22 protein-coding genes are annotated in these 26,164 nt (G+C 61.9%); 10 read left to right on the forward strand and 12 right to left on the reverse strand.

All coding sequences use genetic code 11. The features are described 5' to 3' along the window. The first annotated feature begins 84 nt into the window (after positions 1–84). Positions 85–1,827, forward strand: coding sequence for an ABC transporter substrate-binding protein (locus P2T68_RS14890; RefSeq protein WP_024076091.1), 1,743 nt, complete (start codon positions 85–87; stop codon positions 1,825–1,827). 705 nt (positions 1,828–2,532) lie between these two features. Here the strand turns inward: P2T68_RS14890 and potE are convergent. Together potE and P2T68_RS14900 are read right to left on the reverse strand one after the other, a co-directional pair. Continuing rightward, entirely contained in the window at positions 2,533–3,861 is a 1,329-nt protein-coding gene (gene potE / locus P2T68_RS14895; protein ID WP_024076090.1) for a putrescine-ornithine antiporter, read from the reverse strand. Positions 3,862–4,025: 164 nt separating this feature from the next. Further along, on the reverse strand, positions 4,026–4,457 hold the full coding sequence (locus P2T68_RS14900; RefSeq protein ID WP_024076089.1) for a hypothetical protein: 432 nt from the start codon (positions 4,455–4,457) through the stop codon (positions 4,026–4,028). Positions 4,458–4,622: 165 nt separating this feature from the next. On the opposite strand from P2T68_RS14900, the gene P2T68_RS14905 reads away from it, so the two are divergent. Next, a complete protein-coding gene (locus P2T68_RS14905; protein ID WP_024076088.1) occupies positions 4,623–5,636 on the forward strand; it encodes an ABC transporter substrate-binding protein in 1,014 nt (337 codons plus the stop codon). Positions 5,637–5,929: 293 nt separating this feature from the next. Here P2T68_RS14905 and P2T68_RS14910 read toward each other — a convergent pair whose 3' ends face one another. After that, positions 5,930–6,718 carry a helix-turn-helix transcriptional regulator gene (locus P2T68_RS14910; RefSeq protein ID WP_069076480.1) on the reverse strand — a complete coding sequence of 263 codons (789 nt, stop codon included), beginning with the start codon at positions 6,716–6,718 and terminating at the stop codon, positions 5,930–5,932. A gap of 86 nt (positions 6,719–6,804) precedes the next feature. Between P2T68_RS14910 and P2T68_RS14915 the strand changes: the two genes are divergently transcribed. From P2T68_RS14915 to P2T68_RS14930, 4 genes are all read left to right on the forward strand, one after another. Next, positions 6,805–7,803, forward strand: a complete 999-nt coding sequence (locus P2T68_RS14915; protein ID WP_069076479.1) for a bile acid:sodium symporter family protein — start codon at positions 6,805–6,807, stop codon at positions 7,801–7,803. Between the two features lie 499 nt (positions 7,804–8,302). Then, complete coding sequence (locus P2T68_RS14920; protein ID WP_150054566.1) at positions 8,303–9,493, forward strand: sugar transporter; 1,191 nt, start codon at positions 8,303–8,305, stop codon at positions 9,491–9,493. A gap of 170 nt (positions 9,494–9,663) precedes the next feature. After that, the gene (locus P2T68_RS14925; protein WP_277379515.1) at positions 9,664–10,347 is read left to right on the forward strand and encodes a hypothetical protein; all 684 of its coding nucleotides are present in this window, start codon (positions 9,664–9,666) and stop codon (positions 10,345–10,347) included. Continuing rightward, positions 10,344–11,240, forward strand: a complete 897-nt coding sequence (locus tag P2T68_RS14930) for a hypothetical protein (RefSeq protein WP_069076477.1) — start codon at positions 10,344–10,346, stop codon at positions 11,238–11,240. Before P2T68_RS14925 ends, P2T68_RS14930 begins: the two co-directional genes overlap by 4 nt. Before the next feature lie 10 nt (positions 11,241–11,250). Here the strand turns inward: P2T68_RS14930 and tal are convergent, their stop codons facing one another. From tal to P2T68_RS14965, 7 genes are all read right to left on the reverse strand, one after another. Then, positions 11,251–12,174, reverse strand: coding sequence for a transaldolase (gene tal / locus P2T68_RS14935; RefSeq protein WP_024076082.1), 924 nt, complete (start codon positions 12,172–12,174; stop codon positions 11,251–11,253). A 24-nt stretch (positions 12,175–12,198) separates the two neighbouring features. Then, positions 12,199–13,152 carry a sugar-binding transcriptional regulator gene (locus P2T68_RS14940; RefSeq protein WP_102625120.1) on the reverse strand — a complete coding sequence of 318 codons (954 nt, stop codon included), beginning with the start codon at positions 13,150–13,152 and terminating at the stop codon, positions 12,199–12,201. A gap of 45 nt (positions 13,153–13,197) precedes the next feature. Then, positions 13,198–13,998 carry an SDR family oxidoreductase gene (locus P2T68_RS14945; RefSeq protein WP_193689495.1) on the reverse strand — a complete coding sequence of 267 codons (801 nt, stop codon included), beginning with the start codon at positions 13,996–13,998 and terminating at the stop codon, positions 13,198–13,200. A gap of 10 nt (positions 13,999–14,008) precedes the next feature. Next, positions 14,009–14,773, reverse strand: a complete 765-nt coding sequence (locus P2T68_RS14950) for an SDR family oxidoreductase (RefSeq protein ID WP_277379516.1) — start codon at positions 14,771–14,773, stop codon at positions 14,009–14,011. Between the two features lie 547 nt (positions 14,774–15,320). Further along, a complete protein-coding gene (locus tag P2T68_RS14955; RefSeq protein ID WP_277379517.1) occupies positions 15,321–16,835 on the reverse strand; it encodes a sugar ABC transporter ATP-binding protein in 1,515 nt (504 codons plus the stop codon). 15 nt (positions 16,836–16,850) lie between these two features. After that, a complete protein-coding gene (locus P2T68_RS14960; RefSeq protein ID WP_277379518.1) occupies positions 16,851–17,783 on the reverse strand; it encodes a sugar ABC transporter substrate-binding protein in 933 nt (310 codons plus the stop codon). Between the two features lie 50 nt (positions 17,784–17,833). Then, positions 17,834–18,841, reverse strand: coding sequence for an ABC transporter permease (locus P2T68_RS14965; RefSeq protein ID WP_024076075.1), 1,008 nt, complete (start codon positions 18,839–18,841; stop codon positions 17,834–17,836). Between the two features lie 361 nt (positions 18,842–19,202). Between P2T68_RS14965 and P2T68_RS14970 the strand changes: the two genes are divergently transcribed. The 3 genes from P2T68_RS14970 to P2T68_RS14980 are packed head-to-tail and all read left to right on the forward strand — an operon-like array spanning position 19,203 to position 22,442. Further along, positions 19,203–20,039, forward strand: coding sequence for a transketolase (locus tag P2T68_RS14970; RefSeq protein ID WP_024076074.1), 837 nt, complete (start codon positions 19,203–19,205; stop codon positions 20,037–20,039). After that, positions 20,029–20,961: a transketolase C-terminal domain-containing protein gene (locus P2T68_RS14975; protein ID WP_069076472.1), complete on the forward strand. Its 933-nt coding sequence runs from the start codon at positions 20,029–20,031 to the stop codon at positions 20,959–20,961. Before P2T68_RS14970 ends, P2T68_RS14975 begins: the two co-directional genes overlap by 11 nt. A gap of 5 nt (positions 20,962–20,966) precedes the next feature. Then, entirely contained in the window at positions 20,967–22,442 is a 1,476-nt protein-coding gene (locus P2T68_RS14980; RefSeq protein ID WP_069076471.1) for an FGGY-family carbohydrate kinase, read from the forward strand. 181 nt (positions 22,443–22,623) lie between these two features. Here P2T68_RS14980 and P2T68_RS14985 read toward each other — a convergent pair whose 3' ends face one another. Together P2T68_RS14985 and P2T68_RS14990 are read right to left on the reverse strand one after the other, a co-directional pair. Further along, positions 22,624–23,568, reverse strand: coding sequence for an aliphatic sulfonate ABC transporter substrate-binding protein (locus P2T68_RS14985; protein WP_041161243.1), 945 nt, complete (start codon positions 23,566–23,568; stop codon positions 22,624–22,626). 573 nt (positions 23,569–24,141) lie between these two features. Further along, the gene (locus P2T68_RS14990) at positions 24,142–25,005 is read right to left on the reverse strand and encodes a LysR family transcriptional regulator (protein ID WP_193689494.1); all 864 of its coding nucleotides are present in this window, start codon (positions 25,003–25,005) and stop codon (positions 24,142–24,144) included. Positions 25,006–25,106: 101 nt separating this feature from the next. Between P2T68_RS14990 and P2T68_RS14995 the strand changes: the two genes are divergently transcribed. Continuing rightward, positions 25,107–26,111, forward strand: a complete 1,005-nt coding sequence (locus P2T68_RS14995; RefSeq protein WP_277379519.1) for a quinone oxidoreductase — start codon at positions 25,107–25,109, stop codon at positions 26,109–26,111. Positions 26,112–26,164: the final 53 nt, after the last annotated feature.

Here is a 26,164-nt window from a genome sequence, read left to right on the forward strand (position 1 = left end):
CGTCGGGTTTTTCGCGAGCAAGCTCGCTCCTACAGAGGGGCTGTGGCGTTTGTAGTCCTTTTTGAAATTAACCAGGAGGTCTCTATGTTGAATAAAAACAATAAGCTGCGACATAGCATTTCATTGGCCGCCGTACTGGCCCTCAGCGGTTTGAGCGCCACGGCCTGGGCCGATGCGTACGAAGACGCGGCGAAAAAATGGATCGGCAGCGAGTTCAAACCCTCGACCCTCACGGCCGACCAGCAGCTTGAGGAACTCAAGTGGTTCATCAAGGCTTCGGAACCGTTCCGTGGGATGAAGATCAACGTGGTGTCGGAAACCCTCACCACCCATGAGTACGAGTCCAAGGTGCTGGCCAAGGCCTTCAGTGAAATCACCGGGATCAAGCTGACCCACGACCTGCTGCAGGAAGGCGACGTGGTGGAAAAGCTGCAAACCCAGATGCAGTCCGACAAGAATATCTATGACGGCTGGGTCAACGACTCGGACTTGATCGGTACGCACTTTCGCTATGGCAAGACCGAATCGATCACCGACCTGATGGCCAACGAAGGCAAGGCCTTCACCTCGCCGACCCTGGATATCAAAGACTTTATCGGCATCTCCTTCACCACTGCGCCGGACGGCAAGATCTACCAGTTGCCCGACCAGCAATTCGCCAACCTCTATTGGTTCCGCGCCGACTGGTTCGAGCGTCCGGAACTCAAAGCCAAGTTCAAGGAGAAGTACGGTTATGACCTCGGCGTGCCGGTGAACTGGTCCGCCTATGAAGACATCGCCAAGTTCTTCAGCGAAGACGTCAAGGAAATCGACGGCAAGCGCATCTATGGCCATATGGACTATGGCAAGAAGGATCCGTCCCTGGGCTGGCGCTTCACCGATGCCTGGTTCTCCATGGCCGGCGGCGGCGACAAGGGCCTGCCCAACGGCTTGCCGGTGGATGAGTGGGGCATTCGCGTGGAGGACTGCCACCCGGTGGGCTCCAGCGTGACCCGTGGCGGCGATACCAACGGCCCGGCCGCCGTGTTTGCCACGCAGAAATACGTGGACTGGATGAAAGCCTACGCCCCCCCGGAAGCGGCGGGCATGACCTTCTCCGAGTCCGGCCCGGTGCCGTCCCAGGGCAATATCGCCCAGCAGATCTTCTGGTACACCGCGTTTACCGCCGACATGACCAAGCCGGGCCTGCCGGTAGTGAACGCCGACGGCACGCCGAAATGGCGCATGGCGCCATCGCCGGTCGGGCCGTATTGGGAAAAGGGCATGAAGAAGGGCTATCAGGACGTGGGCTCCTGGACCTTCCTCAAGTCGACGCCTGAGAAGCAGAAACTCGCGGCCTGGCTCTATGCTCAGTTCGTGACCTCGAAAACCGTGTCGCTGAAGAAAACCATCGTCGGCCTGACGCCGATTCGGGAATCCGACATCAACTCCCAGGCCATGACCGACCTGGCGCCGAAACTCGGTGGCCTGGTTGAGTTCTACCGCAGCCCGGCCCGGGTGGAATGGACCCCGACCGGCACCAACGTGCCGGATTACCCACGCCTGGCGCAACTGTGGTGGAGCAACATCGCCGCCGCCGCCAGCGGCGAGAAAACCCCGCAACAGGCGCTGGATAACCTGGCCAAGGAGCAAGACGCGATCATGACGCGCCTGGAACGCTCCAAAGTGCAGCCGGTGTGCGGGCCGAAAATGAACCCTGAGCGTGACGCGCAATACTGGTTCGACCAGCCGGGCGCGCCGAAACCGAAACTGGCCAACGAGAAGCCTAAAGGCGAGACCGTGGCCTACGGCGACCTGCTCAAGCAATGGGAGGCCGCGCGTAAATAATCATTCCGGAACACGCGGTAAAAACGGTGGAAGGGGGCTTGCCCTCGATGAGGGCGTGTCAGTCACCTATTGGTTAACTGACCCGGCGCCATCGGGGGCAAGTCGAATTGTCGCACCGCCCCTCCCACAATTGGATCTGCATATATCCGGTAAATTTCGGTCTGGTTTTGTTCTGGCTTTTGCGGCCCTGGAACCGACCGGTGTTGTGGCTGGTGTACTCGGTAAAAATGTGGGAGGGGGCAAGCCCCCGATGGCGGCGTGTCAGCCAACACACCTGCCAACAGCACCACCGCCTTCGAAGCCTCGCTAAAGCTCGACATCTCCCACAGGGGATTGGCGATATCCGTGAGATCTACAGCCGGGCTGCTCTCTACCTGCCACCAGCGATCAAATGTGGGAGGGGGCTTGCCCCCGATGAGGGAGTGTCAGTCACTTAGTTGTTAACTGACCTAGCGCCATCGGGGGCAAGCCCCCTCCCACAATTGGATCTCCACAGGTCAGATATCTCCACAGGTCACGTAGACCTCGGCCTGCTTTTGCTCCGTCTTTTGCTGCCTTGGAGCCGACCGGTGTTGTGGCTGGTGTACTCGGTAAGAATGTGGGAGGGGGCTTGCCCCCGATGGCGGAGTGTCAGCCAACACACCTGCCAACAACACCACCGCCTTCGAAGCCTCGCTAAAGCTCGACATCTCCCACAGGGGATCGTCAGGCCTCGGGTGAATCTGCTGGTTCCCCAACAAACCGCTTGGCCAGAAACCCATACAACAGATACCCCAGCGCCAACACCAGCATCGCGCCAAACACCGGCGCTTCCCCGCATGCGTAAATCGCATACAGCGAATACCCCACGGCTACTACGACCACCAGCGTGTTCCGCGCCTGTACCGTCGCACTGGCGCGCGCCTTGTGCATCATCACCAGCAAGCCGCTGAGGGCGGTCACATAGGGCACCAGGTTGGTCACCACCGCCAGGTTCACCAGCTTGCTGAACTGCGCACTGGCGCTGGGCGAGATGGTCGACAAGGCGATCAGGCTTTGCAACGTCGCACAGGCCAGCAGCCCCAGCACCGGCGCATTGGCCTGGGTGACCCGGCTGAAAAAGCGTGGAAACAGGCGTTGGTCCGCCGACATCTTGGCCGTCTGTGCCAGGGTGAATTGCCAACCCAGCAGCGAACCGATGCAAGCCACCACCGCCAGCGCCATGATCAGCTTGCCCACCCAGGGGCTGAACATCTGCGCATAGACCAGCGCAAACGGCGCGGAGGAGGCCGCCAGCTCAGCGTTGGGGACGATGCCCTGGATCACCGACGTCGACAGCACATACACCACCGCCACCCCCAGCGTGCCCAGCAGGCACGCCAGCGGTACGGTGCGCTCGGGGTTCTCGACCGCGTCATAGCCTTGGGCGGCCGACTCCATGCCGAGGAAGGCCCACAGGGTCAGGGGAATACTCGCGCTGACGGCGTCCCACAGGTAGCGTCCGTGCGGGTTCCATGCCGCGGTGAACACCTCGGCCCGGAAATAGAACCAGCCGATCACGCACAGCCCCGCCACCGGAAGGATCACGCCCCACACCGTCACCACGCCGATGCGCCCGGTGATGCGTGGGCCGCCGAAGTTGGCCGCGGTGGTCAGCCAGATCAATGCCAGGCTGCCGATAAACAACGGCATCGGCCCACTGCCCAGCCAGGGGATAAACGCTGACAGATAACCCACCGCTGAAATCGCAATCGCCACATTGGCGATGATCAGCGAGAGAAAATACAGGAACGAACACATGAAGAACCCGGACTTGCCGTGGGCCTCTTCGGTGTAGGCCGACATGCCGCCGCTGCGCTTACAAAAAAGCCCGCATTGGGCAAAGCCGTAGGCAATTGCCATCGAACCGACCGCCGTGACACCCCACGACAGCAACGAAATGGCCCCCAATTGCGCCATGCTGGCCGGCAACATGATGATGCCCGAGCCCATCATATTGATCGCGACCAGGGCGGTCAGGCCCAGCAGGCTCATCTTTTTACTGGGTGTGGACATCGGTATTCCTTGGGGTTGAATAGCGAGCACTGTCGTTGTGGCGAGGGAGCCATGGCTTGGACACATTCGGCGCGTCCTTTGGCCTGCGTCAACCTCCGCGCCTGTCATACTGCAATGGACTCAGGTGGGGCGCCCCCTTGGGTCGGTGGTTCGGGGCCTCGGGATCAGGCCATCGCCTGTGGCTGGAGGCGCCATTCACCTTCCAGGTCCTTGACCAAGCCACTGGCCAGGAACAACGGGACCAAACGCCTGTGCAGTGGCGGTTCGACAAACTCCTTCACCGTCTCCACTGCCAGCACCCCACTCAACGGCAGCTCGGCCTTGGTGTAGGACAACCAGGCTTTCTTGAGCATCAACAGCACATCACTGCCGGCCGTGGACGCAAAGCGACGGTGGGTCGGCTTGGCGTCGAAGGTGAACGTGTGTTGCTGTTCATAGCTGCTTTCATCGCCGCCACTGGCCGCACACCGTACGCAGGTGCACGGACCATCGCCAAATGCGCTGCGCAGGTAGGCGTTGAAGTCCACCACGGGCTTGAGTGACAGGCGCTTATCCACCTCGAACAGGTCCCCGGTCATTTTTTCGTCAGTGTTCAACGTCCATTTCCTCGCAGGTATCAGGCGGCTTTTCAAAGCGCGGCACAATAGCAGCCGGGCGCCGATTTGGGGATGATTTGCATAACAATAGATCGCGATATTCTTTTGCGCTCTTAAAAACCGCCGCTAGGCTTCATCACCTCCTCGAAAACGCGGCAGCCCTCCATGACTTTCAAACGTTCCTCCCTGACCCTCCTGGCCGCATCCCTGGCCGCCGCCGGTGCGTTACTCAGCCCCGGCGCCCAGGCCGAAGGCAAGATCAGTATCGCCCAGCAGTTCGGCATCGGTTACCTGATCCTTGATGTAGTGCGCGACCAGCACCTGATCGAAAAACACGGCAAGGCACAGGGCCTGGATATCCAGGTGGAATGGAACAGCATTTCCGGCGCTACGGCCATGAACGAATCGCTGCTGGCCGGCGCGCTGGACGTGGTGTCGGCCGGTGTGCCGCCGATGCTCACCCTATGGGACCGCACCCAGGGCAAACAGAACGTCAAGGCCATCGCCTCCCTTGGTTCGATGCCCAACTACCTGCTGTCCAACAACCCCAAGGTCAAGACCCTCAAGGACTTCACCGAGAAAGACCGCATCGCCGTGCCCGCCGCCGGCGTGGGCTTCCAGTCGCGCACCTTGCAGATCGAAACCGCCAAGCAGTTCGGCGACGCCCACTACAAGAAATTCGATGACATCTCCATCAGCCTGGCCCATCCCGACGCCACGGCGGCGCTGATTGCCGGCGGTTCGGAGATCAATTCGCACTTCTCCAGCCCGCCGTTCCAGTACCAGGAACTGTTGAACCCCAACGTACACAAGGTGCTCAGTTCCTACGACATCCTTGGCGGTCCGGCCACCTTCAACGTGCTCTACACCACGCAGAAATTCCACGACGAGAACCCCAAGACCTACAAGGCGTTCTATGACGCCCTGGCGGAGGCGGAGACGATCATCAAGGCTGACAAACCGGCGGCGGCCAAGGCGTATATTCGCGTCGAGCAATCCAAGCTGCCGTTGGACCTGGTGGAGAAAATCGTCCAGGACCCGGAAATCGACTTCACCATCGTGCCGCAGCGGACCTATATTTATGCCGAGAAATTGCATGAGCTCGGCGTGCTGAAAAACAAGGCGGCGAGCTGGAAAGACTACTTCTTCGAAGAGGCCCACGGCGGCAACGGCAGCTGAACGTCGATCCCCATTGGACGTACGGTCAACATTGTGGGAGGGGGCTTGCCCTAATGCCGTTCAGTTAAGGCTTTTTTGTAGGAGCGAGCTTGCTCGCGAAGAACTCACAGGCGCCGCGTTCACTCAGGAAACACGCGTTATCGTTGACGTTTTTCGCGAGCAAGCTCGCTCCTACAGAAGGCGATGTACGCTTAACTGAACGGCATTAGGGCTTGCCCCGATAGCGGTGGGTCAGCTACAGATAAGCTGACTGTTCCACTGCCATCGGGGGCAAGCCCCCTCCCACATTAGTGTCAGCGGAAGAATTCACCGGGGGTGGCATCGAACTGCTGCCGAAACGCGTTGATAAACGCCGAGGTGGACTCATAGCCACAGCTCAACGCCACATCTGTGACCCGCTCGCCTTGCTCCAAGGCGGGCAGGGCGCTCAATAACCTTAAACGCTGGCGCCAGGCCCGAAACGTCAGGCCGGTGTCACGCACGAACAAGCGGCTCAGTGTCTTTTCACTGACCCCCAGCTTCCCGCTCCAATCGCCCAATGTCGTCTGCTGTTCCGGGTGCAGGTTCAAACTGCGATAGATCTGGCGCAACCTGGGGTCGAGGGGCAATGGCAGCATCAAATCCACTTGGGGCGCCGCCGCCAATTGATCCAGTATCACGTGGGCCAGGCGACCATCGGGGCCGTCCTCGGCGTACTCCACCGGCAACGCGCTGAAGCTGCGAATCAGCTCACGCAACAGGCTGCTCACCTCCAGCACCTGGCAACGTTCGGCGGCCCAGGCGGTGACCCGGCAATCCAAGTAGAGGCTGCGCATCTCGGTGTGGGGCGAGCTGTACACCCGGTGCGGCATGCCCGCCGGAATCCACACCGCGCGCTGAGGCGGCGCGACGAAACGGCCGGCGCTGGTCTGGATCTCCAGCACCCCGGAAATCGCGTAGGACAATTGCACCCACGGGTGGCTGTGCCGACGGGTGAGGGCGCGATTGGGCAGCGATTCGGTACGCCCATACACCGGCCGTGGCAGGCTGGAAAGCCCGGGCACGCTGCGGCGCACGGTTTTGTCATGTCCTTTAGGCGGCATTTACTGGCTCATTGGCGTTAGTCGGTAACAAGGCGTTACGTTAGAGTCGCGGTGACGCTCTTGGCAACCCCCGGAAGATCCTGCTTATGACTCGCCCCCGTTTTCTGCCTGACAACTTCACATTGACGCTGATCGCCACGGTGATCCTCGCCTCCCTGCTACCCGCCAGTGGCCAGACCGCCGTGGCCTTCGGCTGGGTGACCAACCTGGCGATCGCGCTGCTGTTTTTCCTGCATGGCGCCAAACTGTCGCGCCAGGCCATCGTCGCCGGGGCGGGCCACTGGCGCTTGCACTTGCTGGTATTCAGCCTGACTTTCGTGCTGTTCCCACTGCTGGGCCTGGCGCTCAAGCCGGTGTTGTCGCCGTTGATTGGCAAAGACCTGTACATGGGCATGCTTTACCTCTGTGCGCTGCCGGCCACCGTGCAATCGGCGATTGCCTTCACCTCCCTGGCCCGCGGCAATATCCCGGCGGCGATTTGCAGCGCGGCGGCGTCGAGCCTGTTCGGCATCTTCCTCACGCCGTTGCTGGTGACCCTGTTGATGAATGTCCACGGTGAAGGCGGCTCTACGCTCGATGCGATCTTGAAGATCAGTGTGCAACTGCTGCTGCCGTTTATCGCCGGGCAGATCGCTCGGCGCTGGATCGGCGCATGGGTGGGGCGTAACAAGGCTTGGCTGAAGTTCGTCGACCAGGGCTCGATCCTGCTGGTGGTGTACGGGGCGTTCAGCGAGGCGGTCAACGAAGGTATCTGGCACCAGATCCCGCTGTGGGAACTGGGCGGCCTGGTGGTGGCCTGCTGCGTGTTGCTGGGCCTGGTGCTGTTGGCGTCCACCGTGTTGGGCAAGGCGTTCGGCTTTAACCAGGAAGACCGCATCACCATCTTGTTCTGCGGCTCGAAAAAGAGCCTGGCGACGGGCGTGCCGATGGCCCAGGTGCTGTTCGCCGGGGCGACCATGGGGGTGCTGATCCTGCCGTTGATGCTGTTCCATCAGATTCAGTTGATGGTCTGTGCGGCATTGGCGCAGCGCTATGCCAACCGGCCGGAAAGCATCCCGGAAATGATGGGGCAGGTGGATCCGTGATCCCATGTCCAGGCGCCGACGAGAATAGCCGCTCGGTCAGCCGTGTCGGCATATGCATCAACATGGGGTCGTGGGTGGGGAATCTTTCCCGGCTGTAGGGCGGCTCAGGTTGTCGGTCAAGGGCCGCTTGAGTTCAGGGCGCGCTGGGCGGGCACAGGGTGTGCGACAAATGCGCGCAGTGCTGCGGTGATTGACGCGACGGGGCGTTCCCCGCCAGCCGTGGCACCCGCTTCAATGGGCACCGCGCTGCATCGCTGGCCGACGCCCAGGCGGCCTGTCACGCCGGGCGTTATTACCACCCGCGTTACCCGTGGAGGGGCAAGCTCGGCAAGCCGATGGCGCCGCTCGCTGACGTGATGGCCCTGGCCTCGTCATGAGGGATCGGACGACGAATGCCTGGGATCAGCGTCAACAGCCGCCCGAGAAACCTATAGAATGCTGGGCGGCGGCGCTCCTCCTGGGTGGCCGCTCGATCATCGCCAGAGTGCCGCACCGTTCAATGAGCCTTTCAGCCGCAACCCCCCAAGCCAATTGGCAACCGGTCATCGCCCTGGCGCTGGCCGCCTTTGTGTTCAATACCACCGAATTCGTCCCCGTTGGGCTGCTCAGCGCCATCGGCGCCAGCTTCGACATGCCGATTGCCAGCGTTGGCCTGATGCTCACCATCTACGCTTGGGTGGTGTCGGTGACGTCACTGCCGGTGATGCTGCTGACCCGCAATATCGAGCGGCGCAAGTTGCTGATCGTGTTGTTTTGCCTGTTCATCGCCAGCCATATCCTCTCCAGCGTGGCCACCGGCTTCGGCCTGTTGATGGTCAGCCGTATTGGCATTGCCTTGTCCCATGCGCTGTTCTGGTCGATCACCGCTTCCCTCGCCGTGCGCCTGGCGCCCGCCGGCAAGCAGGTGCAAGCCCTCGGACTGCTGGCCACCGGCACGTCCCTGGCGATGGTCCTCGGCATTCCCCTGGGCCGCCTGCTCGGTGAAGCCATGGGTTGGCGCACCACGTTCCTGGTGATCGCCGCCTTCGCCGCCGCCCTGGTGTTCTGGCTGGCGCGCACCTTGCCGCTGTTGCCCAGCCAGAACTCCGGCTCGTTGCGCAGCCTGCCACTGCTGTTCAAGCGCCCGGCGCTGGTGGCGCTGTACGTGCTCACTGCCATGACCGTGACTGCGCAATTCACCGCCTACAGCTACATCGAACCTTTCGTTGAAGGCGTCGCGGGCCTGAGCGGCAATGTGGTCACCCTGTTCCTGCTGGTGTTCGGTGGTGCGGGCATCCTCGGTTCGCTGCTGTTCAGCCTGGTACACCGCTTCAACCCCCATCTGTTCGTGATCGGTGCGGTGTTCCTGCTCGCGGCGTGCCTGGCGCTGTTGCTGCCATTGAGTGGTGCGCAGTCGTACCTGGTGGGCCTGAGTGTGTTCTGGGGCATGGCGATCATGGGCTTCGGCCTGGCCATGCAGTCGAAAGTGCTGGTGTTGGCACCGGACGCCACCGATGTGGCCATGGCGATGTTTTCCGGTATCTACAACATTGGTATTGGCGGTGGCGCGCTGATGGGCAGTTGGGTCGGCAGCCACTTCGGCTTCGCCTGGATCGGCGCGGCGGGCGGGTTGCTGGCAGCGGTGGCGTTGATCGGGTATTGCCTGGCAATCAGGCGCTTTGGGCAGGGTGTAGCGCAGACGCCGGCTTGATCGCCGCGGGCGACCATTGGTCGCCTTCGAACACCCACACTGTTATTAAGTTGACGCCATTTTTTCCTGCTTTTAATATCCCCAGCCAATGATGGCATGGTGATGGCATTTGTTCGTCAGACACTGCTGGCAATCCACTCTTTAAAAGGACTTTTCCCGTGGCATTTCGCATGTTCCGAAACTGTATCGCCCTGTTTTTCATCTGCTCCGGCCTGTTTGGTTGCGCAGCCAATATCCAAAAGCCGGTTGAACTCGACACCCAGTTCTGGAACGACAAGAGCCAGACCATTGGCGTGGCCATGACTGCCTTGCCGCCCTCGGAGCTGGTGCTCGGTGGCAATCAGGGGCTGTTGGACCTGGCGATCAACAAGGGTGTCAACAGTAAACTCAGCACCCACGTCAGTACCTGGAAGCTGCAGGACGCCGCAAGTATTCCCGATGAAATCGTCGCCAAGCTGGTGGCCAAGGGTTACAAGGCCAAGCGCGTGGACGAGTCGATCGACCTCGCCAAGTTCAAGGAAACCAAATTCCGCGAAGGCTTCTTCGGCCGTGACCTGACGCCATTGCAAGCCAAGTACGGCGTGGATCGCCTGCTGTTGATCTCCTACACCGCCAGTGGCGCATACCGCACCTACTACAGCGTGGTGCCTACCAGCGTGCCGACCCCGCAAGTGGGCGGTATCGGCCTGGTGGTCGACCTGCGTGACAATCACCTGCTCTGGTACAAGCCGTTTGCCGTGACTCAGCCGGCGCAGGGTGAGTGGGACCAACCCAACTTCAGCAACTTGTCGAACGCCTACTACCAGGCCGTGGACAGCAGCCGTCAACTGGTCATCACTCCGTTCGCCCAATGAAGGTCCTGGGCAGTGCCTTGCTCATTGTCAGCGGCCTGATGCTGGGGGCGTGCGCCCAGCATCCGCTGCCTGAACCGGGCTTCAATACGCCGTCCGCGCTGTCTTATATCAATGCCCACGGCGCCAAGGTCGAAGTGCGGTGGCCGGCGCAGGGCCTTGTCACCGCGTCGATGGTGATTGATAGCAAGCGCGCGGCGGACGCCGCTCAAGTCAGTGACAATGTCACCCGCAGCGCGGTGAATGCCGGGGGCGTGGTGGGGTTGTTGATCGCCAGCGCCATTAATACCCAGACAGGCGCGGGTGTGCTCGAACGCGATGCGCGCAATAGTGCGGAACACGATGCACGCCCGATGACGACGCTGCTCGGCGAGCAAAACCTGGAAGCGGCCTTTTCCCGACGCTATCAACAGACCGGCCAGGCGGCTGGCCTGCCTGCGGCACAGGGGCCGGTCAGCGCGCTGGTGCTGGTCGAACCGCGGCTGGTGCTGAGCGCGGACCGGGGCAGCTTTACCCTGGTCAACCGGGTACAGGTCCAGGACATCGCCGGGTCGGTGCTGTATCAACGGCGCATTGACGTGGTCGGGCAGCCGTTTCGCAGCTGTGGTGCGCAATGCATCGACGATGGCCACCTGGAGTGGGCCAAGGTGAATGAGCAACTCGAAGCCTGCATTGACGAGACCATGCGCGTGCTTGCACAAGACCTGCGCGCGGGCGAGGGGGTGGATGCAGGGGAGCAGACGGTGCGTTACGTGCTGGACGGTCGCCGTGTGGTTGAACGCGGTCGGCTGTTGCCGTCAGCCGGTGTGTATCACCGGTACCGTAACCTGGATGGCGCAATCAAGTCGGTACCGATGCCATTCGAAAACATCGCGGCGCAGGCGGTTTCACCCTGACCGGGCGGGCTTAGAGCCCGCCGAGCAAGGTCTCCAGCTTTTCCTGGTCACGGGCAAACTGGCGGATACCTTCCGCGAGTTTTTCCGTGGCCATTGCATCTTCATTCGACGCCCAGCGAAATTGCGCCTGCGTCAGCCGCTGGCGCGGTTCGCCGTCGGTGCCTGGCACCAGCTTGCGTTCCAGGGTGCCCTGGTCTTCGTCGAGCTTTTGCAGCAGGTCCGGGCTGATGGTCAGGCGGTCGCAGCCAGCCAGTTGTTCGATCTGGCTGAGGGTGCGGAAGCTGGCGCCCATCACCACGGTCTTGATTTCATTGGTCTTGTAGTAGTTGTAGATGCGCGTCACCGACTGCACGCCCGGATCATCAACGCCGGTGTAGTCCAGGCCGGTGTTCTTGCGGTACCAGTCGTAGATACGGCCCACGAATGGTGAGATCAGGAACACGCCGGCATCGGCGCAGGCCACGGCCTGGGCGAAGGAGAACAACAGGGTCAGGTTGGTCTGGATCCCGGCTTTTTCCAGGCGCTCGGCGGTGCGGATGCCTTCCCAGGTGGAGGCCAGTTTGATCAGCACGCGGTCGCGGCCGATACCGGCCTGGTCGTACAGGGCGATCAACTGGTTGGCCTTGGCCCACAATGCGTCTTCGTCGAAGGACAGGCGTGCGTCGACTTCGGTGGAGATGCGCCCGGGGATCACCTTGAGAATGCCGGCACCCACCGCCACTGCAAAGTGGTCGCAGGCCAGGCCCACGTCACCCTTGGCATGGGCCACGGCGCTGCGCAGCAGCTCGGCATATTCCGGGATGGCGGCGGCCTTGAGCAGCAGGGAAGGGTTGGTGGTGGCGTCGACCGGGCGCAGGCGGCTGATGGCTTCCAGGTCGCCGGTGTCACAGACCACGGTGGTGAATTGCTTGAGTTGTTCGAGCTTGGACGTCATGAGCGGCAGTCTCCAGAATGAGGGTTAGTGGTTCAGCGCCAGGGCGGTGTCGAGGTCGGTGATCAGGATGTCGAGGTAGCCGCCCTTGAGCGCCCCACGAATCGCCTGGACCTTGTTCAACCCGCCGGCGAGGCCGAGCACGCGGTGGATCGAGCGCAGCTTGGGCAGCGCTACCGACACCACGAATTCTTCATCTTCTTCCAGCACCGGCTTGCCCTGGGCATCGAAGTAGCGCAAGCAGATATCGCCGACGGCACCGCGTTCGGCGAGCAGGCGCAGCATGTCTTCGGTGTAGTAGTTGCCGCTGTTGCGCAGCAGCTGCGAGGGTTCCAGGTCGCCGATGCCGACAATCGCCAGGGTGATGCTGTCAAAGCGTTGCAGCACCTCCTTGACCTCTTCCATTTCGATGATGCGCTGCTTGCTTTCCACCGATTGCTCGATGCTCTGTGACGGCAGCAAAAACGCCGGGCAGTTGAGCAGGGTGGCCAGGCGTTGGGTCAGCAGGGTGGCTTCGAAGGCGCCTTTGTTGCCGACGCCGCCCAACAGTTGTACCACTTCCTGGGCGCCTTGCTTGCCCGGTTGTGCATGCAAATGGCCGACCATGGCGCGAATGGTGCTGCTCCACGACGAAATACCGATATGGTCCTGGGGTGACAGGCTGGTCTCCAGGTAATGAGCGGCGGCCGAGCCGATGGCCTGCTTGATGCTTTCATCGTTGCCCGGTTCGGTGGCTTCCACCACGATCACCCGGCGCACGCCATAACGGCGCTGCAATTGGGTTTCCAGCTCCAGGTGCAGGCCTTGCAGGCGCATGACCGTGATCTTGACCACGCCTTCTTGCAGCGCCCGGCGCAGGGCGCGGCTGATAAAGGATTGGGACAGGTCCAGCTGTGCGGAAATCTCGGACTGCTTGAGCCCTTCTTCGTAATAGAGGCTCGCGATCTTGGTGATCAGGCGCTGTTCTTCGATCTGGCTCATGAAGGCCTCGGTGGTGAAATCAATGCGGGTGAGGATACCAAACCCTTACGACATGATCAGGCCGCCGTCGATATTGATTGCCTGGCCGGTCAGGTAGGCCGCGTCATCGGAGGCCAGGAATGCCACCAATCCCGCCACGTCCGAGGGTTTGCCGGCTCGGCGCAGGGGGATGTTCTTGACCCATTCGGCCATCAGTTCACCCTTGCCATAGCGCTTGTCATCGGTGCTGAGGATCTCGCCCCAGACGCGGTCGTTGTAGTCCCACATCTCGCTTTCGATGATACCGGGGCAGAACGCGTTGACCGTGATGTTATGCCGCGCCAACTCCAGCGCCAGGCTCTGGGTGATGCCGATCACGCCCATTTTGCTCGCGGCGTAGTGCGGGGTGTAGATAAACCCCTGGCGGCCCTGGCCGGACGAGGTGTTGATCAGCCGGCCGCTGCCTTGCTTGACCATGTACTTGGCCGCTTCCCGGCAGCCCAGCCACACGCCGGTGGTGTTGACTTGCAGGACCTTGTCGAAGTCGGCACGGGGCATTTTGTCGTAGTGATCGATGGTGATGATGCCGGCGTTCTGTACCGACACGTCGATGCTGCCAAAGCGTGCGTGGCCTTCGCGGTAGAGCTTTTCGATATCGTCTTCACGGGTGACGTCGATGCCCAGCGCGAGGACATCGACCTGGTATTCCTGGGCCAGTTGGTCGGCGGTGAAGGTCACGCGCTCGAGGTCGTTGGAGGCCAGCACCAGGTTGGCGCCCTCCTGGGCGAAGCGCTCGGCAATGCCGGCGCCGATACCACGGCAGGCGCCGGTGATCACCACAGTTTTACCGCTGAATCGTTGCGACATGAGGGGCTCCTTACCAGCAGACAAAGCCGCCATCGACCAACAGGTCGACACCGGTGCAGAAAGACGACGCCTGGCTGACCAGGAAGATCGCCGGGCCGACCATTTCGTCCACGCTGGCCATGCGGCCCATGGGCGTGGTCTGTTCAAAGATCTTCACCTGGTCGGCGACTTCCGGGCGTGAGTTCATCGGCGTGGCGGTGTAGCCCGGGCTGATGCAATTGACCCGCAGGCCCTTGTCTGCCCACTCCATCGCCAGGCTTTTGCTCAGGTGGATCACCCCGGCCTTGGAGGTGTTGTAGTGGGCTTGCAACAGGCCACGATTGACGATGCTGCCGGACATGGAGGCGATATTGACGATCGCGCCTTTGCCCCGTGGCAACATCACCGCGGCCTGGGCCTGGCAACTGAGGAAGATGCCGGTGAGGTTGATGTCCAGGGTGGTTTGCCAGCGTTGCAGTTCCAGGTCCTCGGCGGCCTGGGCGTTGGCGATGCCGGCGCAGTTGACGGCGACACTGAGTGGGCCGAGTTCTTGTTCGGTTTGCGCGACGGCTGCATCCAGGGCGGCGCGCTCGGTGACGGTACCGCTGAGGGCCAAGGCGCGACGGCCCAGGGCCTGGATGCGTTCTACGGTGCTGGCGATGCCGGGGCTGCCCGGAAGATCAAAGCAGGCTACATCCGCGCCCGCTTCGGCGAGCCCGACGGCGATAGCTTGGCCTATGCCGCTGCCGGCACCGGTGACAAAGGCCACTTGGTCTTGAAGACTAAAAAGCTGCATGAACTACTCCAATCTTGAAATCACAGTGGAACCCCTGTGGGAGGGGGCTTGCCCCCGATAGCAGTGGTTCAGTTACAGATGCATCTACTGACACTCCCTCATCGGGGGCAAGCCCCCTCCCACATTGGGATCTGTGCAGGTGTTTGGTTATGCGGTGGCCATTTCCATTACCGAAACCGGGGTGGCCTCGCCGCGCTCCAGAGTCCCCATTCGCCAAAAGTCACGACTGAAAAGCTGCATGGATAACTCCAATTTTGAAATCACAGTAGATCCCCTGTGGGATCTGTGCAGGTGTTTGGTTATGCGGTGGCCATTTCCATTACCGAAACCGGGGTGGCCTCGCCGCGCTCCAGAGTCCCCATTCGCCAAAAGCCACGACTGAAAAGCTGCATGGATAACTCCAATTTTGAAATCACAGTAGATCCCTGTGGGAGGGGGCTTGCCCCCGATGGCAGTGGTTCAGTTACAGATGCATCTACTGACACTCCCTCATCGGGGGCAAGCCCTCTCCCACATTGGATCTCCATTGTTTGTGAGGGCCGGGTTCCTAGGCGGTGGCCATTTCCATTACCGACACCGGGGTGGCCTCGCCACGCTCCAGAATCCCCATCTGCCGGCCCCGGCTCATCACCATCACGCGGTGTGACAGCCCGAGCACTTCATCCAGGTCCGAACTGACCACAATCACCGCCATGCCCTTGGCTGCCAGGTCGGCGATCACTTCGTAGATCGCTGCCCGCGCGCCCACGTCAATCCCGCGCGTCGGTTCATCGAGGATGAACACCTTGGGGTTGCGCGCCAGCCACTTGGCGATGATCACCTTCTGCTGGTTACCGCCGGACAGACTGGAAATCCGCGACTGCGGCGCACCTTTCACACCCAACCGCGCCACCGCCGTGCGCGCGAATTCGCGCAGCGGGGTAGGGAACACCCAGCCGCGTTTGTCGAGCAAATCGGTGTTGCCATAAATCAGGTTGTCTTCGATGCGATGCTCCACGACCACGCCTTGCTGCTTGCGGTCTTCCGGTACCAGCACCACACCGGCCTGGATCGCCTCGAAGGGCGAGCGCAACTGGCATGTCTCGCCATCGAGCACCGTATGCCCTTGGATGTCCTGTGCCGCACCGGCAAGGGTGCGCACCAGCTCGGTCCGCCCGGCGCCGACCACCCCGGCAATGCCGAACACTTCACCGGCGCGTACGCTGAAGTCGATGCCGTGCAAGGCAAACTCGCGGCAGGTCAGATCCTTGACCTGCAACATCACGCGCTCTTGCGGCGCCTGCAACGCAGGGAAAATTCGCTCCAGGCTGCGCCCGACCATCTGCTCCACCAATTCCCGCACCGGCACTTGCGCCGTGGCATGCAGGGCGATCTGGCGACCGTCGCGCAGCACCAGCACACGGTCGGCGATGCGCGCGATTTCTTCCAGGCGATGGCTGATATAGATGAATGACACACCCTCGGCCTTAAGCCGTTCCACCTGCTTGAACAGCAGCTCGGTTTCGTCCCCGCCCAAGGCCGCGGTGGGCTCATCGAGGATCAGCAGGCTGGCCTTGAGTGTCAGTGCCTTGGCGATTTCCACCAGTTGCTGGGCCGCCACGCTCAGGCCCTCGACCTTACGCGATGCCGGCACCTTGAGCCCCAGGCGCTCCAATTGGATCTGCGCCTGGGCCTCCATGTACTCGCGGTCGACCCGCCCGTAGCGCATGGGCAGGCGGCCGACGAAGATGTTTTCGGCGATCGACAATTGCGGCAACAGACGGATTTCCTGGTGGATCAGGCCGATCCCGGCCCCCAGTGCGGCACCCGGCGAGGCTGGGGTGTAGGGCTCGCCGAGCCAGGTCATGCTGCCCCCGGCTTCGGGTTGCACGAGCCCGGCGATGATCGACGACAAGGTCGACTTGCCCGCGCCGTTTTCGCCGAGCAACGCCAGGACTTCGCCGGGGCGAATGTCCACATTGATCTGCGACAGCACCTGCACCGGGCCATAGGCCTTGCTGATATTGCGCAGGCATAGCACGGCATCGGGTTCAGTTGCACGGGTATCCAGAGCGGCTTGCATGACGACCTCCACGGCTTACGGGTGCTGTTGCAGGAACGGCGCGACGTTTTCTTTAGTGGTCAGCACGGTGGGCAGCAGTTGTTCCTTGGGCACGGCCTTGCCGGCTTTCAGGTCAATGGCCGAGGCCACGGCCAGGCGCCCCATTTTCTGCGTCTGCTGGGTCATGGTCGCGTTCAGCACACCGCTTTGCACGGCCTTGAGCCCGGCCACGTCACCGTCGAAACCGACCACCACCACCGGGTGATCGAGGTTGCCGACCTTCACCGCCTGGGCGGCGCCCAAGGCCATGGCATCGGCGCGGCCGAAGAACACGGTGATATTCGGGTCACGCTGGAGCAGGTCCTGGGCCACGGCGAAGCCTTTGTCCTGGGCCCATTCGGCGGGTTGCTGGGCCACCACCTTCAGGTTCGGGAAGGCTTTCAACCCTTCTTCAAAACCTTTGGCGCGATCATTCTCGGGGGTGGTGCCGAGCTGGCCTTGCAGGATCGCGATACGGCCCTTGCCGTCGGTGATCTTGCCCACGTATTCGGCCAGGGTCTTGGCCCCGTCCACGCTGTCGCTGGCGATAAAGGTGTCGCCGGGTGCGTCGGGGGCGTTGCGGTCGACAGCGATGACCGGGATGCCGGCAGCCTTGGCGGCTTTCACCGGCACACCGGCCGCAGTGGCGCCAGCCGGGATGTAGATCAGCACATCGATCTGGCGGGTGATCAAGTCTTCAATCTGGCTGACCTGGGTCGAAGAGTTGCCCTGGGCATCCACGGTGATCACCTTGATCCCCTTGGCCTTGCCCTGGGCTTCCACCGATTGCTTGATCTGGTTGAAGAAGTCGGCCTGCAGGTTGGCCACGGCCAGGCCGATGGTCAGGTCCTTGGCCCAGGTGGTGCCGGCGGCAGTGAGGGTGGCGGCGGCGAGAGCGGTGGCTAACAGCAGTTTCTTGGGGCTGAACATGTCGGTGACTCCTGGTTTTATTGTTGGAGGGTGTCAACTGTCGAACAGGTTTAACGGGCAGTGCTGGAGCGGCGTCGCAGGGTGTCGATGGTGACGGCGAGGGCAATGACCACACCGATCACCACTTGTTGAATGAAGGGCGAAACACCCAGCAGGTTGAGGCCATTGCGCAGCACACCAATGATCAACACGCCGACGAGGGTGCCGCCGATGCTGCCGACGCCGCCACTGAGGCTGGCGCCGCCAATCACCACGGCGGCGATGGCGTCCAGTTCCAGGCTCAGCCCGGCACTCGGTTGCGAAGAATCAAGGCGTGCGGCGAGGGTCACGGCGGCGATACCGGCGAGGGCACCGCTGATGGCGTACACCCACAAGGTAATCGCACGCACCTTGATGCCCGACAGCCGCGCGACTTCCGGGCTGCCGCCCATGGCGTAGAGGTTGCGGCCACCGGCACGAAAGCGCAGGAACACCCAGGCCACCACCAGCATCACCAGGAACAGCCCCACGGTGGCCGAGAGGAAACCAAAGTGGCGCACCGTGGCCAGGCTGGTGAACCAGTCCGGGTAGCCGACGATCTGCCGGCCTTCGGTGAGGATATTTGCCAGGCCACGGGCTACCGACATCATGGTGAGCGTGGCAATAAAGGGCGGCAGCTTGGCGTAGGTGATCAACCCACCGGACACCAACCCGGCGAGCATGCCGCTGGCAATCGAGATAGGAATCGCGAAGCCCAGCGGCACGGCCTGATCCTGATACAGCCAGCCGAGCATCATCATTGAAAAGGCCAGCACCGAGCCGACCGACAGGTCGATGCCGCCGATCACGATCACCGCCGTCATGCCAATCGCCAGGATGCCCAGTACGGTGACCTGATCGAGGATGTTCAGGCCATTGCGCAACGAAAAGAAGAATTCAGAGCTGAAGGAGAAGACCAGCACCAACAGCACCAGGCCGATCAGCGGGCCGCCGATGTTGCTGGGCAGCAGTTTCACCAGACGTGGGCGGGGTGGCGGCTTGAGTTCGGCCGGATGCTGGACAATAGCTTTGGCGTCCACAGTGTTCTCCTGATTTATTTTTTTTGGAGTGCTTTCAGGCGTCTTGAATATTTATGCGTGCCTGACTGTTAATTCAGATTCCAGTGACACCGTGTCAAAGTCAAGCGCTTAATTTTTCATGTGTGCCTCTAGGCTGGCACTTTCACACGCCACAAAGCCACGGGATAGATAAGCCCGCGTGGGATTTTGGCCGTTTGTCCGAGGGCTGTTTCCGGGGTTTATTTCATTTTTTCGCCGGTCGCTCACTTGACCTGCTGAGCGTTCGGCGTCTAAATAGAAATATATTGTCACTGCTGAATAAATATTCAAAACAGCTTTGGACACTTTCACCCCGCGTGGTCAGCCTCAAAGGAGCCGCTGCATGAATGCCTTCCAGTACGACGCCCACCAGATCAAGGAACAGGCCCGCCTGATCCGTCGCCATGTGATCCGCCTGAATGCCGACTCACCGGCCGGCGGTCACACCGGGGCTGACTTGTCGGAGACCGACATCCTGGCCACCCTGTATTTCCGCATCCTCAACACCGGCCCGGAACGTACCGAAGACCCGGAGCGGGATATCTATATCCAGAGCAAAGGCCATGGCGTGGGCGGTTTGTACTGCTGCCTGGCGCAGGCAGGCTACATCCCCACTGAGTGGCTGCCGACCTACCAGCACTTCAATTCCCACTTGCCCGGCCACCCGGTACGGCAGAAAACCCCCGGCATCGAACTCAATACCGGCGCGCTTGGGCATGGTCTGCCGGTGGCCGTGGGCCTGGCGTTGGCGGCGAAAATGTCCGGCAGCAAAAAACGCATCTATGTGCTGACCGGCGACGGTGAGCTGGCCGAAGGCTCCAACTGGGAAGCGGCGATGGCGGCGGCCAAGTACGGCCTGGATAACCTGTTTGTGATTGTCGACAAGAACAAGTTGCAACTGGCGGGGTTGACCGCCGAGATCATGCCGCTGGACCCGCTGGACGTGAAATGGGCCGCCTTCGGCTTCAGCGTCAGCGAGTGCGACGGTAACGATGTGGGCCAATTGATCGAGGCCCTGGAAACCATGCAGACCAAAACCGGCGCGCCCCAGGTACTGATCGCCCACACCATCAAAGGCAAGGGCGTGTCGTTTATCGAAGCCCGTCCCGAATGGCACCACCGCGTGCCCAAGGGTGATGAAATCAACGCGGCACTGGAGGAGTTGAACCATGGCGAGTGAACATTTGGCGAGTGTCATGGTGGACGCGTTTATCGCCGCCGTCGATGCCGGGCTGGACGTGGTGCCGGTGGTCAGTGACTCCACCTCTACGGCCAAGATCGGTCCGTTTGCCCAGCGCTTTCCCGAGCGTCTGATTAACGTCGGCATTGCCGAACAGTCCCTGGTCAGCGTCGCTGCGGGCCTGGCCCTGGGCGGCAAGATCGCCGCCACCTGCAATGCGGCGCCATTCCTGATTTCCCGCGCCAATGAGCAGATCAAGGTCGACGTCTGCTACAACCAGGCCAACGTCAAGATGTTCGGCCTCAATGCCGGCACCAGTTACGGCCCGCTGGCCAGCACCCACCACAGCCTCGACGATATCTCGGTGATGCGCGGCTTTGGCAATGTGCAGATTTTCGCCCCGGCGGATGCGCGTGAATGCCGTCAGATCGTCGATTACGCGCTGCGCTATCACGGCCCGGTGTATATCCGGCTCGATGGTAAGGCCCTGCCGGATGTGCACGAGGGCGACTACCAATTCGTGCCTGGGCAGGTGGATATCCTGCGCCAAGGCGCGGATGTGAGCATCGTGGCCTTGGGCTCGGTGGTGCATGAAGCGGTGGATGCGGCCGCATTGCTGGCGGAACAGGGCATCCAGGCGCAGGTGATCAACCTGTCGTCGATCCGGCCCTTGCAGCGCGATGTACTGCTCAGCGCCTTGCGCGGCACGCGTGCGGTGATCAGTGTGGAAGAACACAATATCAACGGCGGCGTCGGCAGCCTGGTCGCCGAAGTGCTGGCCGAAGCTGCATTGGGCATTCCCTTGATCCGCCTGGGCATTGGCGATGGTGAATACGCCGCCGCCGGCGCCCGCGAACCGACGCGCGCCTTGCATAACATTGATGCGGCTGGGATCGTGGCGGCTGCCACTCGGTTGCGGTGAATCCCATGAACAACAACACTCCGCTGATCCTGGCGCTGGATGAAGGCACCAGCAACGCCAAGGCGGTGCTGGTCAATGAACTTGGCCAGGTGATTGCGCGCGGTTCGCGGCCACTGAGCATCAGCCATCCCCAGGCCGGGTTTTCCGAACAGGACCCCCTGTTGATCTGGCAAAACACGTTGGCGGCGATTGAAGAATGCCTGGCCCAGGTGGATCGTCCGATCACTGCGCTGGCGATCAGCAACCAGCGTGAGTCGGTGGTGGCGTGGGATCGTCGTAGCGGCGAGCCGCTGTCGCCTTGCATCAGTTGGCAATGCCGACGCTCCACCGCGTTGTGCACCCAGCTGCATGCGCAGGGCCATGAAGCACTGATCCTGGAGAAGACCGGGCTGGCATTGGACCCGATGTTCTCGGCGGGCAAATTTCGCTGGATTCTCGATCACCTTGAGGATGGCCACGCCCGCGCCGCTGCCGGGCAGATCTGCCTGGGCACGGTCGACAGCTGGCTGTTGTGGAAACTCAGCGGCGGCCAGGTGTTCGCCACCGACTATTCCAACGCCGCGCGTACCCAACTGTTCAACCTGCATACCTGTGCCTGGGATCCTGAGCTTTTGCAGCTGTTCGCCATTCCGGCCGCGGCCTTGGCACCGATCCAGCCGAGCGCCGGTTTCTTCGCCGAAACGGTCGCCGTGGGCAGCTTGCCCGCCGGTATCCCGGTGATGTCGATGATCGGCGACTCCCATGCGGCGCTGTACGGGCAGGGCGGTTTTGCGCCGGGGCTGGTCAAGGCCACCCTCGGCACCGGTTCGTCCTTGATGACGCCCATGAGCGGCCCGATTGCCTCCACCCATGGCTTGTCGACCACCTTGGCTTGGCACGACGGCAGCCAGCCCACCTTCGGCATGGAAGGCAATATCGTCCATACCGGCGCCGCCGTGCAGTGGGCTTCGCGGTTGGTGGCCGGGGAGTCCCTGGACGCCTTGACCGAACAGGCCGCGCAACTGCCGGATAACGGCGGCGTGTATTTTGTGCCGGCGCTCTCCGGTCTCGGCGCACCGCACTGGAAGGCCGACGCCCGTGGGCTGATCTGCGGGTTGACCGAAGCCACGTCCGGCGCGCATATCCTGCGCGCGTCGCTGGAATCGATCGGCTATCAGATTCGCGATGTGTTCGAGGCCATGCAGCAAGACATCGGCAGCCCGCTCAAGGAACTGTGGGTGGATGGCGGCGCCACGCGCAACCGTTGGCTGATGCAGTTCCTGGCCAACCTGTTGCAACGGCCGGTGGTGCGCAGCCTGTCGCCGGAAGTCTCGGCGCTGGGCGCAGCGCACCTGGCGGGGAGGGCGCTGGGGATTTGGGCGAGTGATGAGGCGCTGGGTGCATTGGAGCGCCAGCGCGAGCGGTTTGAACCGCAGGATGACCCGGCGATGGCAGGGCGTTACACCGAGTGGAAAAACGCCCTGGCCCGCACACTTCTCTAACTTGGCATCCACGGCCTTGAGCAACAGCCGCGATTTGACGGGGTGTATAGGGATCAAAAGTGTGAGAGGGGGCTTGCCCCCGATGGCGGTGTATCAGTCAGCTCATCTGTCACTGACCCACTGCCATCGGGGGCAAGTCGAATCGTCGCACCGCCCCTCCCACATTTGGCCTGTGCAAGCCTCAAGGGCGCCAGGTCTGCACATCCGTGGCATCCACGGCCTTGGGTAATAACCCCGCCTTGAAGAACGCATCGGCAATCTTCTGCTGCTCACCCAACTGATCCACCGTCACCGGCTGCACCTGATAACTGCGGTGCGCGTTCGCCGCTTCCACCGTGGCCACATCCAGGTTGCCCCACAACGGCCCAAGCACTTTCGCTGCGTCCTGGGGGTGGGTCTTTATCCATTGGCCGGCTTTTTCCAACTGTTCATACACCACTTTCAACACGTCGGGATGGGCCTTGGCGTACGGCGTGCCGGTCAGGTAGTAACGCTTGTAGCTGGCCAGGCCTGCGCCATCGGCCAGGGTGCGCGTCGGTAACTGGCGCTGCACGCTGGTGAGGAAGGGTTCCCAGGTCACCCAGGCATCCACCTTGTTGTTCTCGAACGCCGCGCGACCATCGGCCGGCGAGAGGTAGGCCGGTTCGATGTCCGAGAACGCCAGGTCGGCCTTGGCCAGCGCGGCAATCAACAGGTAGTGCGTGCCGGCGGCTTTGGTGACCGCGACCTTCTTGCCTTTCAAGTCCGCCAGTTGCTGGATCGACGAATCCTTGTGCACCACGATCGCCTGGGCGTTGGGCGAGGGCGCTTCCTGGGCGAAGTAGGTGAGCTTGGCCTGGGCCGCCTGGGCGAAGATCGGCACGGTGTCGGCCACGTCGGCGCTGATGTCCACGTTGCCGACATTCAGTGCTTCCAACAACGGCAGGCCACTGGGGAACTCGTGCCAGGACACATCGATATGCTCGGCTTTGAGGGCCTTTTCCAGGGTGCCTTGGGTTTTCAGCAGGGTGATCAAGGTCGAGGATTTCTGGTAACCGATGCGCAGGGTTTCCTGGGCTTCGGCGCTTACGGCGACGGCAAAAGCGAGTAACCCTAATACAGCGGCGAGGGGACGGCGTATGGACATGGCGCGCTCGATGTTCAACGAAATTGTGCCAAGCATAAAGTTCTAAAAAACATTCGATAAATAATTTTTGGATCTGAGCTTAGGGCACTTTTATCCACTTGCTGCTCATCGGGCATAACCCTGTAGTTATAGGGCTATTTCATAAAATCCAGTCATTAATATAAACAATAGATTTTTTATGCACATGCCTCTCATGGCCCCATCCCGCCAGATCCATTTCTGTTGAGCGCGCTTTCTGTGGCGAGCGGGCTTGCCCTAATGCCGTTCAGTTAAGCGTACATCGCCTTCTGTAGGAGCGAGCTTGCTCGCGAAAAACGTCAACGATAACGCGTGTTTCCTGAGTGAACGCGGCGCCTGTGAGCTCTTCGCGAGCAAGCTCGCTCCTACAAAAAAGCCTTAACTGAACGGCATTAGGGCTTGCCCCGCGTTGGGCTGCGCAGCAGCCCCAATAAGCCCACCGCGTTATTTCAGACAACACTCGGTGGCAGGATTCAGGGCCGCTTCGCCCCCCAACGTGGGTGGGGATGCCGCCGGCGGCGTATCGCAATAAATTCCTCGGCACCCTGGGCTGAATCAACGGCGCAGCTGCGGTTCGCCTTCAATGCAATCGACCAAAAATTCCATCACCACTTTCACCGACGGTGAGCGCCGCATGTCCGGGTACACCGTCAACCAGATATCGCGCACCGGCCCGTCGCTGGCGGTGGGCAAGCGCGCCAGTTGCGGGTCGTGATCACCCACCAGCGTCGGCAATACCACCGCGCCCACCTGGGAGCGGGCCGCCATTTGTTGGGTGATCAACTCACTGGCGGCAAATACGATCGGGCGCTGGCCGCGCAGTTGGTGCATCCACGCTTGCTGGGGCAGGTGGTCGCGGCTGCTGTCGTAGGCGATGAACGTCCAGTGGGCGGCGGGCAATTGCTTGAACACTGGCGCGGCATACAGCCCGAAGCGCACCACACCGACCTTGCGCCGCACCAGCGCGTCCTCGTCGGGGCGTACGGTGCGCAGGGCGATATCGGCTTCGCCCTTATCCAGCGCGGCCAGTTGGGTGGAGGGCATCAGCACCAGGTTCAGCTGTGGGTATTGGGCTCGCAAGTGCGCCACGTGGGGCGCGATGCAATGGTTGGCAATGGACGGCGGGCAACTGACCCGTACCGTGCCGGCCAGTTCGATGGACGCTACCCGTGACAAGCGCATGACTTCGGTGGCCATCCCGCCCATGCCCGCCGCCAGTTCAGCCAATGCCCGGCCCTGGGCAGTGAGTGGTCGGCTGCGGGGCAGGCGGTCGACCAGTTTCACCCCGAGGGCTGTTTCCAGGGCGTCGACCCGGCGCCCGACGGTAGCGTGTTCCACCTGCAACTCGCGGGCGGCGGCCGACAGCGATTGGGTGCGGGCCAAGACGGTGAAGTAATACAGGTCCTGCCAATCGAACATCGGGTTATTTCCGCACAGAGGTTGGGAGGGTTTGGGGAATTTTCCTACTGAGAAGGTCCTTTTACCATGGCCGCTTCCCAGTGCAAACGGAGTTGTTCCCGATGAAAGCCATCACCCTGCAAACCTATGGTGGACCCGAGGTTGCCCTGCTGCGCCATGACGCTCCCATACCCCAGGTCACGCCAGGCCATGTGCTGGTCAAGGTGGCCTGTGCCGGGATCAATTTCATGGATGTCCACACGCGCCAGGGCAAGTACGCCCAATCGACGACGTACCCGGTGCGTCTGCCTTGCACCTTGGGCATGGAAGGCGCCGGGGTGGTCGTGGACGTAGGCGCCGGCGTCAGTCATTTGCACGTCGGTGATCGGGTCGCCTGGTGCATCGCCTGGGGGGCTTATGCCGAATACGCCGCTGTGCCGGCGGACAAAATCGCGCAGATTCCCAGCGCAATCACCTTCGATCAGGCGGCAGCCGCGATGTTCCAGGGCTGCACCACCCATTACCTGATTGACGATGTGGCGCGCTTGCACGCCGGCAGTACCTGCCTGGTGCATGCGGCGTCGGGCAGCATTGGCCAATTATTGGTGCAGATGGCGCGGCGGTTGGGCGCGACGGTATTTGCCACCGGTAGCAGCGCTGAAAAATGCGCGATTGCCCTGCAACGCGGTGCCCATCAGGCCTGGACGTATGACGAAGGGCGATTCGCCGAGCGCGTGCGCGAGGCAACGGGGGGGCGGGGCGTGGATGTGGTGTTCGACTCGCTGGGCAAAACCACCTTGCGTGAGAGTTTCCGTGCTTGCCGTACACGAGGCTTGATCGTCAATTACGGCAATGTCTCGGGCTCGCTGACGGACCTGGACCCGATTGAACTGGGGGAGGCCGGTTCACTGTTTTTGACGCGGCCGCGCTTGGCTGACCACATGGCCGATGGCGCGACCGTGCAACGGCGAGCCAATGCGGTTTTTGCGGCGATGTTGGAAGGATCGCTGACGGTAGAGATCGAGGGACATTACAGCCTGGAGACGGTAAAGCAGGTGCATGCGCGCATCGAGGCGCGGCAACAGATAGGTAAGGCGGTGTTGTGGGTGGACCGCGACTTGGTTTGATGCAGACGGAAAAAAACCGGCTGATCAGGCCGGTTTGGGGTGCCCCGCGAACA

The organism is Pseudomonas sp. G11 (genome assembly GCF_029457515.1).
GTDB classification, from domain to species: Bacteria; Pseudomonadota; Gammaproteobacteria; order Pseudomonadales; family Pseudomonadaceae; genus Aquipseudomonas; species Aquipseudomonas gorinensis.

Excerpts from the sequence above, each read along its gene's own strand:
- P2T68_RS14890 (WP_024076091.1), top strand. The coding sequence starts at position 85 with ATGTTGAATAAAAACAATAAGCTGCGACATAGCATTTCATTGGCCGCC.
- potE (WP_024076090.1), bottom strand. The coding sequence starts at position 3,861 with ATGTCCACACCCAGTAAAAAGATGAGCCTGCTGGGCCTGACCGCCCTG.
- P2T68_RS14905 (WP_024076088.1), top strand. The coding sequence starts at position 4,623 with ATGACTTTCAAACGTTCCTCCCTGACCCTCCTGGCCGCATCCCTGGCC.
- P2T68_RS14910 (WP_069076480.1), bottom strand. The coding sequence starts at position 6,718 with ATGCCGCCTAAAGGACATGACAAAACCGTGCGCCGCAGCGTGCCCGGG.
- P2T68_RS14915 (WP_069076479.1), top strand. The coding sequence starts at position 6,805 with ATGACTCGCCCCCGTTTTCTGCCTGACAACTTCACATTGACGCTGATC.
- P2T68_RS14920 (WP_150054566.1), top strand. The coding sequence starts at position 8,303 with ATGAGCCTTTCAGCCGCAACCCCCCAAGCCAATTGGCAACCGGTCATC.
- P2T68_RS14925 (WP_277379515.1), top strand. The coding sequence starts at position 9,664 with ATGTTCCGAAACTGTATCGCCCTGTTTTTCATCTGCTCCGGCCTGTTT.
- P2T68_RS14930 (WP_069076477.1), top strand. The coding sequence starts at position 10,344 with ATGAAGGTCCTGGGCAGTGCCTTGCTCATTGTCAGCGGCCTGATGCTG.
- tal (WP_024076082.1), bottom strand. The coding sequence starts at position 12,174 with ATGACGTCCAAGCTCGAACAACTCAAGCAATTCACCACCGTGGTCTGT.
- P2T68_RS14940 (WP_102625120.1), bottom strand. The coding sequence starts at position 13,152 with ATGAGCCAGATCGAAGAACAGCGCCTGATCACCAAGATCGCGAGCCTC.
- P2T68_RS14945 (WP_193689495.1), bottom strand. The coding sequence starts at position 13,998 with ATGTCGCAACGATTCAGCGGTAAAACTGTGGTGATCACCGGCGCCTGC.
- P2T68_RS14950 (WP_277379516.1), bottom strand. The coding sequence starts at position 14,773 with ATGCAGCTTTTTAGTCTTCAAGACCAAGTGGCCTTTGTCACCGGTGCC.
- P2T68_RS14955 (WP_277379517.1), bottom strand. The coding sequence starts at position 16,835 with ATGCAAGCCGCTCTGGATACCCGTGCAACTGAACCCGATGCCGTGCTA.
- P2T68_RS14960 (WP_277379518.1), bottom strand. The coding sequence starts at position 17,783 with ATGTTCAGCCCCAAGAAACTGCTGTTAGCCACCGCTCTCGCCGCCGCC.
- P2T68_RS14970 (WP_024076074.1), top strand. The coding sequence starts at position 19,203 with ATGAATGCCTTCCAGTACGACGCCCACCAGATCAAGGAACAGGCCCGC.
- P2T68_RS14975 (WP_069076472.1), top strand. The coding sequence starts at position 20,029 with ATGGCGAGTGAACATTTGGCGAGTGTCATGGTGGACGCGTTTATCGCC.
- P2T68_RS14980 (WP_069076471.1), top strand. The coding sequence starts at position 20,967 with ATGAACAACAACACTCCGCTGATCCTGGCGCTGGATGAAGGCACCAGC.
- P2T68_RS14985 (WP_041161243.1), bottom strand. The coding sequence starts at position 23,568 with ATGTCCATACGCCGTCCCCTCGCCGCTGTATTAGGGTTACTCGCTTTT.
- P2T68_RS14990 (WP_193689494.1), bottom strand. The coding sequence starts at position 25,005 with ATGTTCGATTGGCAGGACCTGTATTACTTCACCGTCTTGGCCCGCACC.
- P2T68_RS14995 (WP_277379519.1), top strand. The coding sequence starts at position 25,107 with ATGAAAGCCATCACCCTGCAAACCTATGGTGGACCCGAGGTTGCCCTG.